The 13,072-nt window shown below is 68.0% G+C and carries 10 protein-coding genes; 3 read left to right on the top strand and 7 right to left on the bottom strand.

What is annotated here, in order from left to right; all coding sequences use genetic code 11:
• Positions 1–90: 90 nt before the first annotated feature.
• Both WS89_RS18725 and galU read left to right on the top strand, forming a co-directional pair.
• The gene (locus WS89_RS18725; RefSeq protein ID WP_059505666.1) at positions 91–2,958 is read left to right on the top strand and encodes a valine--tRNA ligase; all 2,868 of its coding nucleotides are present in this window, start codon (positions 91–93) and stop codon (positions 2,956–2,958) included.
• Positions 2,959–3,045: 87 nt separating this feature from the next.
• Positions 3,046–3,930 carry a UTP--glucose-1-phosphate uridylyltransferase GalU gene (gene galU / locus WS89_RS18720; RefSeq protein WP_059505665.1) on the top strand — a complete coding sequence of 295 codons (885 nt, stop codon included), beginning with the start codon at positions 3,046–3,048 and terminating at the stop codon, positions 3,928–3,930.
• Between the two features lie 51 nt (positions 3,931–3,981).
• On the opposite strand, the gene WS89_RS18715 is transcribed toward galU, so the two are convergent.
• The 7 genes from WS89_RS18715 to WS89_RS18685 all read right to left on the bottom strand — a co-directional run bounded on the left by WS89_RS18715 (position 3,982) and on the right by WS89_RS18685 (position 11,404).
• The gene (locus WS89_RS18715) at positions 3,982–4,596 is read right to left on the bottom strand and encodes a DUF4136 domain-containing protein (protein WP_059792582.1); all 615 of its coding nucleotides are present in this window, start codon (positions 4,594–4,596) and stop codon (positions 3,982–3,984) included.
• A 37-nt stretch (positions 4,597–4,633) separates the two neighbouring features.
• A complete protein-coding gene (locus WS89_RS18710; RefSeq protein WP_059792580.1) occupies positions 4,634–7,021 on the bottom strand; it encodes a CHASE2 domain-containing protein in 2,388 nt (795 codons plus the stop codon).
• Positions 7,022–7,031: 10 nt separating this feature from the next.
• Positions 7,032–8,405: a FecR family protein gene (locus tag WS89_RS18705; protein WP_059792578.1), complete on the bottom strand. Its 1,374-nt coding sequence runs from the start codon at positions 8,403–8,405 to the stop codon at positions 7,032–7,034.
• The gene (locus WS89_RS18700; protein ID WP_006490421.1) at positions 8,402–9,106 is read right to left on the bottom strand and encodes a response regulator transcription factor; all 705 of its coding nucleotides are present in this window, start codon (positions 9,104–9,106) and stop codon (positions 8,402–8,404) included. The genes WS89_RS18705 and WS89_RS18700 overlap by 4 nt, the downstream gene beginning before the upstream one ends.
• 266 nt (positions 9,107–9,372) lie before the next feature.
• Positions 9,373–9,807, bottom strand: a complete 435-nt coding sequence (locus WS89_RS18695) for a hypothetical protein (protein WP_059505661.1) — start codon at positions 9,805–9,807, stop codon at positions 9,373–9,375.
• 319 nt (positions 9,808–10,126) lie between these two features.
• Positions 10,127–10,354, bottom strand: a complete 228-nt coding sequence (locus tag WS89_RS18690; RefSeq protein ID WP_059792575.1) for a sulfurtransferase TusA family protein — start codon at positions 10,352–10,354, stop codon at positions 10,127–10,129.
• Positions 10,355–10,468: 114 nt separating this feature from the next.
• A complete protein-coding gene (locus WS89_RS18685) occupies positions 10,469–11,404 on the bottom strand; it encodes a LysR family transcriptional regulator (protein ID WP_059505658.1) in 936 nt (311 codons plus the stop codon).
• Positions 11,405–11,512: 108 nt separating this feature from the next.
• Between WS89_RS18685 and WS89_RS18680 the strand changes: the two genes are divergently transcribed.
• Entirely contained in the window at positions 11,513–13,033 is a 1,521-nt protein-coding gene (locus tag WS89_RS18680; protein WP_059505655.1) for a CoA-acylating methylmalonate-semialdehyde dehydrogenase, read from the top strand.
• Positions 13,034–13,072: the final 39 nt, after the last annotated feature.

Genomic DNA, 13,072 nt, shown 5'->3' with positions numbered 1-13,072 from the left:
CACCGGCTGCGCGATGGCTGGCCGATGGGCATCCATTTATAATTGTCAGATTCGGCATCCAATTCACGCATTTTTCGGCAGATTTCCAACATGAGCGACAACACGCTTGCGAAGAGCTTCGAGCCCCATACCATCGAGTCCCAATGGGGGCCGGAGTGGGAAAAACGCGGCTATGCCGCCCCGGCATTCGATCCGTCCCGCCCCGATTTCGCGATCCAGTTGCCGCCGCCGAACGTGACGGGCACGCTGCACATGGGCCACGCGTTCAACCAGACGATCATGGATGGCCTCGCGCGCTATCACCGGATGCTCGGCGAGAACACGCTGTGGGTGCCCGGCACCGACCACGCGGGCATCGCCACCCAGATCGTCGTCGAACGCCAGCTCGACGCGCAGGGCGTGTCGCGCCACGACCTCGGCCGCGAGAAGTTCGTCGAGCGCGTGTGGGAATGGAAGCAGAAATCCGGTTCGACGATCACCGGCCAGGTCCGCCGCCTCGGCGCGTCGACCGACTGGTCGCGCGAATATTTCACGATGGACGACAAGATGTCGGCCGCCGTGCGCGACGTGTTCGTCACGCTCTACGAACAGGGCCTGATCTACCGCGGCAAGCGCCTCGTCAACTGGGATCCGGTGCTGCTCACCGCGGTGTCGGATCTCGAAGTCGCGAGCGAAGAGGAAAACGGCCACCTGTGGCACATCCGCTACCCGCTCGTCGACGGGTCGGGCTCGCTCACGGTCGCCACCACGCGCCCCGAGACGATGCTCGGCGACGTCGCCGTGATGGTGCACCCGGAAGACGAGCGCTACGCGCACCTGATCGGCAAGCTCGTCACGCTGCCGCTGACGGGCCGCGAGATCCCGGTGATCGCCGACGACTACGTCGATCGCGAGTTCGGCACCGGCGTCGTGAAGGTCACGCCCGCGCACGATTTCAACGACTACCAGGTCGGCCTGCGCCACCAGCTCGCGCCGATCGAGATCCTGACGCTCGATGCGAAGATCAACGACAACGGCCCCGAGCAGTATCGCGGCCTCGACCGCTTCGACGCGCGCAAGGCAATCGTCGCCGACCTCGACGCGCAGGGCTTCCTCGACTCGGTGAAGCCGCACAAGCTGATGGTGCCGCGCGGCGACCGCACGGGCGTCGTGATCGAGCCGATGCTGACCGACCAGTGGTTCGTCGCGATGACGAAGCCGGCGCCGGAAGGCACGTTCAATCCGGGCAAATCGATCACCGAAACGTCGCTCGACGTGGTGCGCGACGGCCGGATCAAGTTCGTGCCGGAGAACTGGACGACCACCTACTACCAGTGGCTCGAGAACATCCAGGACTGGTGCATCTCGCGCCAGCTGTGGTGGGGCCACCAGATTCCGGCGTGGTACGGCGAAAACGGCGAGGTGTTCGTCGCGCGCAACGAGGAAGACGCACGCGCGCAGGCTGCCGCGAAGGGTTACACGGGCGCGCTCAAGCGCGACGAAGACGTGCTCGACACGTGGTTCTCGTCGGCGCTCGTGCCGTTCTCGTCGCTCGGCTGGCCGAACGAAACGCCCGAACTGCAGCACTTCCTGCCGTCGTCGGTGCTCGTCACCGGCTTCGACATCATCTTCTTCTGGGTCGCCCGGATGGTGATGATGACCACGCACTTCACGGGCAAGGTGCCGTTCCATACCGTCTACGTGCACGGCCTCGTGCGCGACGCGGAAGGCCAGAAGATGTCGAAGAGCAAGGGCAACACGCTCGACCCGATCGACATCGTCGACGGCATCGACCTCGAAGCGCTGGTCGCGAAGCGCACGACGGGCCTGATGAACCCGAAGCAGGCCGCGACCATCGAGAAGAAGACGCGCAAGGAATTCCCGGACGGCATCCCCGCGTTCGGCACCGACGCACTGCGCTTCACGATGGCGTCGATGGCGACGCTCGGCCGCAACGTGAACTTCGACCTCGCGCGCTGCGAAGGCTATCGCAACTTCTGCAACAAGCTGTGGAACGCGACGCGCTTCGTGCTGATGAACTGCGAAGGCCACGACTGCGGCAACGACAAGCCGGACGTGTGCGGCGCGGGCGACTGCGGCCCCGGCGGCTATCTCGACTTCTCGGCGGCCGACCGCTGGATCGTGTCGCTGCTGCAGCGCACCGAGGCCGACATCGCGAAGGGCTTCGCCGATTACCGCTTCGACAACATCGCGACGAGCATCTACAAATTCGTGTGGGACGAGTACTGCGACTGGTATCTCGAACTCGCGAAGGTCCAGATCCAGAACGGCACGCCGGAACAGCAGCGCGCGACGCGCCGCACGCTGCTGCGCGTGCTGGAAACGGTGCTGCGCCTCGCGCACCCGGTCATCCCGTTCATCACCGAAGCGCTCTGGCAGAAGGTCGCGCCGCTCGCCGGCCGCTATCCGCAAGGCAAGGCCGACGGCGAGGCGTCGCTGATGACGCAGGCGTATCCGGTCGCGAACCTGCAGAAGATCGACGAGGCGTCCGAGCAGTGGGCGGCCGACCTGAAGGCGATCGTCGACGCATGCCGCAACCTGCGCGGCGAGATGAACCTGTCGCCGGCCACCAAGGTGCCGCTGCTGGCCGCCGGCGACGCCGAGCGCCTGCGCTCGTTCGCGCCGTACGTGCAGGCGCTCGCGCGCCTGTCGGAAGTGCAGATCCTCGCCGACGAAGCGGCGCTCGACCAGCAAGCGCACGGCGCGCCGATCGCGATCGTCGGCCCGAACAAGCTGGTGCTGAAGGTGGAAATCGACGTCGCGGCCGAACGCGAGCGCCTGTCGAAGGAAATCGCGCGCCTGACGGGCGAGATCGCGAAATGCAACGCGAAGCTCGGCAACGAGGCTTTCGTCGCGAAAGCGCCGCCGGCCGTGGTCGAACAGGAGCAGAAACGCGTCGCGGAATTCCAGAGCACGCTCGAAAAACTGCGCGCGCAGCTCGATCGGTTGCCTGCGTAACAAACGGTAAGGTCGTTTGCGTTCACTATAATGCGAACGTGAACATAGACCGTCTGACAAGTCGATTACAGGAATAAAGGTTCGATCATGTTGAAAGTCACCAAGGCGGTATTCCCCGTTGCCGGCCTCGGCACGCGGTTCCTGCCGGCAACGAAGGCGAGCCCGAAGGAAATGCTGCCGGTCGTCGACAAGCCGCTGATCCAGTACGCGGTCGAGGAAGCGATCGCCGCGGGCATCACCGAGATGATCTTCGTGACCGGGCGCAGCAAGCGCGCGATCGAGGATCACTTCGACAAGTCGTACGAAGTCGAGGCCGAACTCGAGGCACGCGGCAAGGAAAAGCTGCTCGAACTCGTGCGCAGCATCAAGCCGAGCCATGTCGACTGCTTCTACGTGCGCCAGCCGGAAGCGCTCGGCCTCGGCCACGCGGTGCTGTGCGCGGAAAAGCTGGTCGCCGACAATCCGTTCGCGGTGATCCTCGCCGACGACCTGCTCGACGGCAATCCGCCGGTAATGAAGCAGATGGTCGACGTGTTCGACCACTATCACAGCTCGGTGATCGGCGTCGAAGAGATCCCGCCGTCGGAGACGAAGTCGTACGGGATCGTCGACGGCAAGGAATGGGAGGAATCGATCGTCAAGATGTCGGCGATCGTCGAGAAGCCGGCGCCGGAAGTCGCGCCGTCGAACCTCGGCGTGGTCGGCCGCTACATCCTGAAGCCGCGGATCTTCGAGCACCTGCGCGCGCTGAAGCCCGGCGCGGGCGGCGAACTGCAGCTCACCGACGCGATCCAGGCACTGCTCGCCGACGAACAGGTGCTGGCCTACAAGTACCAGGGCACGCGCTACGACTGCGGCAGCAAGCTCGGCTACCTGAAGGCGACGGTCGAATTCGCGCTGCGCCACCCGGAAGTCGGTGCGGAATTCGATGCGTACCTGCGCACGCGCGACGGCGCCCAACCCGCCGTCTGAATGCGGCAAGGGCGTGCCCCGGCGGGCTCGCCCTCACCTCCCGGCCACCGCTCAGCGCGCGTCGGCCGGCTTCACCGAGACGACGCCCGGCATCCCGCCCGCGTCGTCTTTTTTCGTCTTGACGAGCCAGCCGCCGCCGTCGCCGAACGGCAGCTTCGCCAGCGCGCTCTTGACGAGCGCCGGTGCGGCCTGCTGCGTGCCCGGATCGCGATCGCGCAGCGACGCCGACACGCGATAGACGTCGGCGCCCGATTGCGCATCGACGAAACGCAGCGTCAGCACGTGGCGGTATACCTTGCCAGCGAACGGCAGCGCGAACGGCGCCGGCCCGTCGACCGTCACGCATGCGCTGCTGGCCGCGCCGCACCGGTCGGCGCTCGTCGCGACCGCCGCCGGCTGCGTCGCATACGCGATCGACAGCCGGTAACGCGCGTCCTTGAGCGGCCGCGCATCGAAGCCGCGGCGCGCGAGTTCGTCGCGTACGAGCGACTCGATCTGCCGGTACTCGGCGTCGTCCCGCTGCGCGGCCGTCCGTACGAAATCGTAGCCGTGCGCGCCGGATGCAAATGCATTCGGCTGCCCGACCGCACTCACGCCGCTCGTCACGCCGGCGCAACCCGTCAACAGCGACGCCGCCAGCGCGGTCGCCGCCCATTGCTTTCTCATGACTTTCCCCAAATGCCTGCCGCCGCGCCCGGCCCTGTCAGGCGGACGGCTCGTCGATCGCAGGCAGCGACACCGTCACCGCGGTGCCGACACCCACTTCGCTGTCGACCGACACGCTGCCCCCATGGCGCGTGACGACCGTCTTCACGAAAGCCATGCCGAGCCCCGAACCCGGGATGTCGGGCCGCTCGCCGGCATGGAATCGCTTGAAACGCTCGAACAGATGCCGCTGATCTTCCGGCGCAATGCCGTACCCCTGATCGCGAATCGTACAGAACATCCGCTTCGATGCGTGCTCGACCGTCAGCGTACACGTGATCACCGTGTCGGACGGACTGTATTTGACCGCATTGTTCAACAGGTTCACGAATGCGCGCGTAATCAGCGAGCGATCCGCGCGCACCCAGCACATGTCGGCGCCCACGTCGGACTCGATGCGAATGTGCTTCGCCTGCGCCTGCGGCCACACCTCGTCGCTCGCATCGATCAGCACGTCGACGAGGCTCGTCACCTCGAGCTGGTACGCCTGCGACTCGGCGCGCGCCAGTTGCACGAACTCGTCGGCAAGTGACAGCGCGCGGTGCGCATAGCGCTCGATCCGCGCGAGCAGGCTGCGCATCGCGTCGCTCTCGACGCGATCGCGCTCGATCTCGACGAGCGCAAGGATCGACGACTGCGGCGAACGCATGTCGTGCGACAGGAGGTGCAGCGCCTCCTCGCGATGCCGTTCGGCCGCATGCAGGTCGGTCACGTCGACGAGGCCGGCGATCCAGCCCGTCACGCGCCCTTGCGCGTTCGTACATGCCGCGTAGCGTAGCAGATGGTCGAGCCCGTCGCGATCGCGCACTTCGATGCCGCGCGCCATCGCGTCGTGCTCGGCCTCGAGCGTCGGGTCGAGCGCGGCCGGCCAGCGCTCGCGGATCGCCGCGTCGTGCTCGGCGTTGCCGTCGACGGTCTTCATGAACGTCAGCTCGCCGAGCGCGGTGCGCAGCGGCCGCCCTTCCGGCAACGGCAGCGCGAGCCGCGACCCGTAGCGTTTCGCCGCGTGGTTCGCGATCAGCACGGTGCCGGCGAGGTCGGTCACGAAGATCGGCTCGGGCATGCTGTCGAGGCTGTCCCAAACGAAGCGCTTCATGTCCTGCACGCGCTGCGCGGCCTGCGCCATCAGCGCCATCTGCCGCTCCAGCACGTCGCCGCCGACGCTGCGCGTGCGCGGCGCCTCGGGCAACAGGTGCGGCTCGTCGGCGAGCCGCTGCAGCTCGCGGCGCAGGTACGACATCGTCATTTCCAGCCGCCGCCAGTTCCAGATCGGGTAGACGGCGATCAGCCCGAAGATCGCGGGCGCCGGCGTCAGCCAGATGCGCGCCTCGAACAGCAGCGCCATGCTCGCGACCACGGCGAGCGCGGCAAGGCTCAGCGTCAGCAGCAGCGCGCGCCACGGCGACAGCATCAGGAAGCCGCCCAGCAACACGGCGAGCGGCAGCAGCGACGCGACGAACAATCCCGCGCGCGACGCGGGCGAGATCGCGCTGCCGGTCGCCAGCATGTCGAGCACGTTCGCATGGATATACACGCCGGCCAGCGGGCCGAACTCGCCGGACACCGGCGTCGCGAAGCGATCGTACAGCCCCGATGCCGTCACGCCGACGACGACGATCTTGCCGCGCAGCGCGTCGGGCTTCACGCGCCCTTCGAGCACGTCGTCGAACGACAGCGTCGGATACGCGGGCGTGTTGCGGCTGAACGGAATCAGGTAGCGGCCGTCGCCCGCCGCATCGCGCGACAGGTCGTGCGCGTTCGCACCGGGCACGCCGCCGACCGGGTGCAGCCGGCCGGCCTGGATCGCGCGGTACACGGGCACCATCAGTTGCGGCCAGCGCACGCGGCCGTCGCTTTCGAACAGCGCGACGCTGCGCACGATGCCGTCGCGATCGACTTCGAGATTGATATGGCCGAGCCCCGTCGCGCGCGCGGCGAGCGCGGCGACCGGCGGATCGACCGACCGCGTGCCGTCCGCCTGCTCGGGGCTCAGCAGCACCGGCAGGAAAGTCGGCACGCGGCTCATCGCGTTCGCGAACGTGCGATCCTCGGGCGACGGTTCGGTAAACAGCACGTCGTAGACGACGGCGGCCGGCTGTGCGCGCGCGAGCGTGTCGAGCAGCCGCGCATGCACGTCGCGCGGCCACGGCCAGCGGCCGAGCGCGGACACGCTCTGGTTGTCGATGTCGACCACCACCACGTCGGGCGACAGCGGCAGGCTGCGCAGCATCAGCAGCCGGTCGTAGATCAACCCGTCGACGCTCGACGACAGGCGGCCGAGCGCGCACGCAAGGATCACCGCGATCCCGAGGCAGCCGATCGCGATCCATTCGATCAGGAAGCGGCGGCCGAGGCGCCGCCGCGGGGAAACGGAGTCGAGTTTCATGCGCCGCGGGTCAGCGCGACAACGTGAACGCGCTGACCGGACTGGTCTTCTCGTAGAACTTGCCGCCTTCGAATTCCTCGACGGTCACGGCCCAGAAATACTCGCCCGCCGGCAGGTGCGCGACGGTGATCTGGCGCGCGTGCAGGCCGACCTGGTCGACGACCGGCGCGCTCAGGTCCTTCGAACGCGACAGCACGAACCGGTAACGGGCATTCTTGCCCGACCCGTTCGGCGACCAGCGGAACTCGTAACCGCCCGCGCCCTGCGACGCGCTCGCGTCGAGCCCCATCACGCGGCGTTCGAACGCATAGGTGCGCGGCTGCCCCTCGAGGCCGTTCGCATCGATCGCGGCGATCCGCACGAAGTAATTCCCGTTCGGCACGTCGCGGAATACCGCGCGCGGCGAATCGGTGCGCGTTTCGCGGAACAGGTCGAGCAGCCCCGCGTCGTGCGCGAGCTGCACGCGATACGCATGCGCCTGCGCGAGCGGCGTGACGTCGAATGCGACGTCGGACTCGTCCTGCACCTTGTCGGGATGCGCGAGCGTGGGCGCGCCCAGCAGTTCGACCGGTGCGCCGACCGCGCCGGACGATGTCGCGACGCTGCCGAAGTTCGCATGCACGAGCGTCGCGCCGGCCGGCTGCCGGGCGCCCGCGACGCCGACGGTGCCGTCGAGCACTTCGACGCGCGTCGACGCGGTGCCGGCCGCGTCGTAGTTCACGCGAAAGCGCGTGCCGCGCACGCCGGCGACGACCGACGGCGAGCGGATCTGGAAGCGATCGTCGCGTTTCTTCAGGTGGGTGACTTCGCTGTCGACCGAGCCGCGCGTGAGTTCGAACTCGCGATCGAGCGTGCCGGTCAGCACCGTGCGACGCAGCGACTTCAGATCGAGCTGGCTGTCGGGCGGCAGGCTCATGTGCGTGCCGTCGGCCAGCTCGATCGTCACGAAGCCGTTCGGGCCGGTGCGCACGCGGTCGCCTTCGGCGAGCGTCGCATCGTTCGCGAGCGGCGCGAACGGGGTGCCGGACGTGGCACCCGACGCGCGCTCGGCCGTGCCCTGCACCGCGATCACGCGTGCGGTGAGCTTTTCCTTGCGCAGCCGCGCGACCGGCAGCTTCAGCGCGACGCCGGGCTGCAGGCGCTTCGGCGCCGGCACGCCGTTGATCTGCTGGAGCAGTTGCCAGTCGTCCGCGCCTTGCAGGTAACGCGCGGCGACGTCGTACAGCGTGTCGCCCGCCTGCGTGCGATAGACGACCGTCTTGCCTGCGGCGGCGGGCGGCTGCGCCGTGGCCTGCTGCGCGGCGAACGCGAACGCGACCGCGCAGGCCGCGCGCAGTGCCGCCGTGCACAGGCTGGCCGTGCGCTGCGTGATTCGCGCGGTCACTCCGGTTCCCCCTGGCCGACCCGTTCGAGCCGGTAGCCGTACCCGTAGATCGGCGCGAGACGGTAGCCGTTTTCGGGCCGCAGGCCGAGCTTCGTGCGCAGCATGGAAATATGCGTATCCATCGTGCGCGACGGAATGTCGGTCGCCTGCTTCCACACGAGGTCGAGAATGTGCGCGCGCGACAGCGGCCGGTCGAGATGCTGGAACAGCAGCAGCGCGAGCTCGAATTCCTTTTGCGTGAGGCTCACGGCCTTGTCGCCGACGTACGCCTGCTTCAGGTTCACGTCGAAACGGAACTGATCGAATTCGCGGACGGTCGCCTCGGCGTTGACCGGATACGCGCGGCGCAGCAGCGAGCCGATGCGCGCGCGCAGGATCGGGCCCGACACGGGCTTGACCACGTAATCGTCGGCGCCGGCGTTGAGGATCTGCGTGATCCCCGCCTCGTCGTCGCGGCTCGTCATGAAGATGATCGGCAGGCTGTGCTCGGTCTGGTTGGCGCGCACCCACTTGAGCACTTCCTCGCCGGACATGTCGGGCACGTTCCAGTCGAGCACCAGCAGGTCGAACGTCTCGCGCTGCAGGCGCTTCTTCAGGGCCTTGCCTTCCTTGAACGCATAGCACGTGTGGCCGACGGCCGTCAGCGTTTGACTGACGAAATCCGTCTGGGCCGGATCGTCATCCAGTACAGCAATTCTCATAGCACCCCGCAAATCGAAGTCGATCCGTCCATTCGGCTCCCGCACCTGCCCCGGCCGCGCAGCCTGCGCGCGGCGCCGGATACCGGCCGGCGAGCCGTCGTTCGCCGCTCGCGCCTCCTGCGCAAATTGGCGACCCCGGCCAAATATCTCAAAAACGGGGCACGGACGAACCGGCGATTTCATCATAGTAGTATGAAATTCGCCAAGAAATTGCGCGGACTATCGCCCTTTCTTCGAATAATCCTTTCTGCTGCGCAACCGGACGCCTATTTGGCGCCCGCGATGCCGGCCACCGGCTCGGCAAAATCGTCTGTCGGCACGCCCGGCGAGGGCCGCTCCGACAGCGGCCGTTGCGCAAGCATCCGCTGCAACTGGTCGCGCACGCGCTCCCATGCGCCGGCCGCATAGTCGGGCTGGCCTGCCGCCCATGCCTGCGCCAGATCGAACACGCGTTCGATCGTCGCACCGCAGTAGGTCGGGCCCGCGCCGTCGTCCCGCGCGGCATCGCGCAGCCGTTCGTCGAGCCACTCGGCCAGCCACGGCATCTCGGCCGCTGCCGAATCCGCATAGGCTTCCAGCGCGGCACGCGCGTGGCGGTCCTGTTGCGGATCGAGCTCGATCCGGTTCAATTCCGAGGTGCGCACGGGCGCAATGCTTTCCGCTCCGGACGGACTTCGAAGGGTCCCTGGTCTGAAGGACATGTCCTCTCCCCGTTGTACGACGGTAGCGTCAGGCATGGCCCCCGAGCCCGCCGTGCGACGTACCGTGGCCGGCGCCTCCGCTGGGAGCGGACGACCGGCCGCGTCAGTATACGCAGCCGGTCACGCAACGAGGTTTAAGAATTGTCAGACAGGCGCGGCAAGCGCTTTCCAATGGACCAGGAGCCTGAGCGAGGGCCTGCGCCGGCTCCGGTGTTGCGCTTTTGGCGCGTTTCCAATGCAAATGAGCCCGTTGTCGGCCCTGGCCGGCCAGACGCGGCCGGCCGGGAGCGTGGCGCGGCGGAACGTGCGATGCGCGCCTTCAGCGGCGGCGCATCAGGAACACGAAGATCTTGTCCTGGATCGTCGACTCGACGATCTCGTTGCCCGTCTGCTTCGCGAACGCGGCGAAATCGCGCTGCGAGCCCGGATCGGTCGCGAGCACCTTGAGGATCTGCCCGCTCTCCATATCGGCAAGCGCTTTCTTGGCACGCAGGATCGGCAACGGGCAATTGAGCCCGCGCGCGTCCACTTCCTTGTGAATCTGCATCGGCTGTCGACCTTCGAATGACGCGCCGCACACGGCGCGGATGGAAGCCGCGATTTTACCGCAGCGCCGCCGCGCCTGCCCGGCCCGCCCGCGGCCCGACGCCCGCCGCCCGGCTCACGCGCCGGAGAAACCGCCCGCGAGCCGCTCGCGCAGGTGCCGCACGAGCGCGCGCACCGCGCTCGGCACGACCGGGCTGTACGGGCGGATCGCGAAAATGTGGTCGCCGAACGCGCCCGACGGCCGCCAGCCGTCGAGCAGCGTGACGAGCCGGCCGGCGTCGAGGTCGCGCCGCGCGCTGAAATCGGGCAGCAGCGCGATGCCGAGCCCGCCGAGCGCGGCCTCGCGCATCGCCTCGCTGTTGTTCGCCGCGAAACTGCCGCGCACCGGCACGCTCACGCGCTGGCGCCGGCGGCCGTCCGGCTCGAAGCTCCATGCGGCCGGCTCGTGCTCGCGCAGGTAGCACAGGCAGCTGTGATCGACGAGTTCGCTCGGGTGGCGCGGCGCGCCCCGCGCGTCCAGATAGTCGCGGCTCGCGACCAGCAGCGAACGCGTGTCGCACAGCTTCCATGCGACATGGGTCTGCGGCGCGGTGGTCGTATGGCGGATCGCGAGATCGAAGCCTTCCTGCGTCAGCGAATGCAGGCGGTCGGACAGGTCGAGCTCGATCTGTACGCCCGGATGCTGGCGCAGAAAATCGGGCAGATGCGGCACGATCTGCTGGCGCCCGAGTGCGACCGGCACCGTCAGGCGGAGCAGCCCGCGCGGCTCGCCGGCGAGATCCTTCACCCGTGCGAAATGCTGGCCGATCGACTCGAACGCGTCGCGCGTGCTGTCGACGAGCGTCTGGCCCGCATCGGTGAGCCGCACGCTGCGCGTGGTGCGCCGCACGAGCGGCACGCCGGCCGCCTTTTCGAGATCGGCGATGCGCTGGCTCATCGCGGCCTTGCTGATGCCGAGCCGCTGCGCGGCAGCCGTGAAACTGCCCGCCGCAGCCAGCACCGTCAGCGAATGGATGTGCGGCCAGAGCGCCTGGACATTTTGCTGATTCATCCATTGATTATTCAGAATTCTGAACAGTGAATCAAGTTTCGCGGCCTTCTCCGGCCCTGCCGGTTTCCCTAGACTAGGTGCTGTTCCCCCTCATCCTCAGGAGACACGATGAATCCGGTTCCCGCGTACACGTCCGACGCAGACGTCGGCCACTATGTCGACGGCGCGCCCGTCGCCGGCCGCAGCGGCCGTTTCCAGGACGTCCTCAATCCGGCGCTCGGTCGCGCGGTGCGCCGCGTGGCGCTGGCCGACGACGGCGAAGTGCGGCAGGCCGTCGCCTCCGCCCACGCCGCGTTCCCGGCCTGGGCCGCGACGCCGCCGATCCGCCGTGCGCGCGTGCTGCACCGCTTCCTGCAACTGATGAACGAGCACCGCGACACGCTGGCGGCGATCATCACGGCCGAACACGGCAAGGTGTTCTCGGACGCGCAGGGCGAAGTCGCGCGCGGCATCGACATCATCGAATTCGCGTGCGGCGTGCCGCAACTGCTGAAGGGCGACTTCACCGACCAGGTCAGCACCGGCATCGACAACTGGACGATGCGCCAGCCGCTCGGCGTCGTCGCGGGCATCACGCCGTTCAACTTCCCGTGCATGGTGCCGTGCTGGATGTTCCCGGTGGCGATCGCGACGGGCAACACGTTCGTGCTGAAGCCGAGCGAGCGCGACCCGTCGGCCGCGCTGTTCATCGCCGACCTGCTCACGCAGGCTGGCCTGCCCGCCGGCGTGTTCAACGTCGTCCAGGGCGACAAGGGCGCGGTCGATGCCCTCCTCGACCACCCGGACGTGCAGGCCGTCAGCTTCGTCGGCTCGACGCCGATCGCAGCCTACGTGCAGCAGCGCGCGGTGCAGTCGGGCAAGCGCGTACAGGCGCTCGGCGGCGCGAAGAACCACCTCGTCGTGATGCCCGATGCGGACATCGAGCAGGCCGTCGACGCGCTGATCGGCGCCGCATACGGTTCCGCCGGCGAGCGCTGCATGGCGATCAGCATCGCGGTGTTGGTCGGCGACGTGGCCGACAAGATCGTGCCGGCGCTCGCCGAACGCGCACGCAAGCTGGTGATCGGCGACGGGATGTCGCCGGAAGTCGAGATGGGGCCGATCGTCACCGGCGAAGCGCTCAAGCGCATCGAAGGCTATATCGAGCAAGGCGTAAACGAAGGCGCGCAACTGGTGGTCGACGGCCGCGGTCTGCGCGTGCCGGGCCGCGAAGCCGGCTTCTTCACCGGCGGCACGCTGTTCGATCACGTGCGCCCCGACATGCGGATCTACAAGGAAGAGATCTTCGGGCCGGTGCTCGGCTGCGTGCGCGTGAAGGATTTCGGCGAAGCGGTCGACCTGATCAACGCGCACGAGTTCGGCAACGGCGTGTCGTGCTTCACGAGCGACGGCGGCATCGCGCGCGAATTCGCGCGGCGCATCCAGGTCGGCATGGTCGGTATCAACGTGCCGATCCCGGTGCCGATGGCATGGCACGGCTTCGGCGGCTGGAAGAAGAGCCTGTTCGGCGACATGCATGCGTACGGCGAGGAAGGCGTGCGCTTCTACACGCGCCAGAAGTCGGTGATGCAGCGCTGGTCGTCGAGCATCGGCAAGGGCGCCGAATTCGCGATGCCGACCGCGAAGTAAGCCGGCCGGTGCGCCATCCGCCGATCCGTCCGGCGGGCG

Origin of the sequence: Burkholderia sp. MSMB1072 (assembly GCF_001524725.1) — a bacterium.
In the GTDB taxonomy this organism is placed as follows: Bacteria; Pseudomonadota; Gammaproteobacteria; order Burkholderiales; family Burkholderiaceae; genus Burkholderia.
Note: the sequence above shows the minus strand (reverse complement) of the source record. Positions and strands in the feature narration are given on the sequence as shown.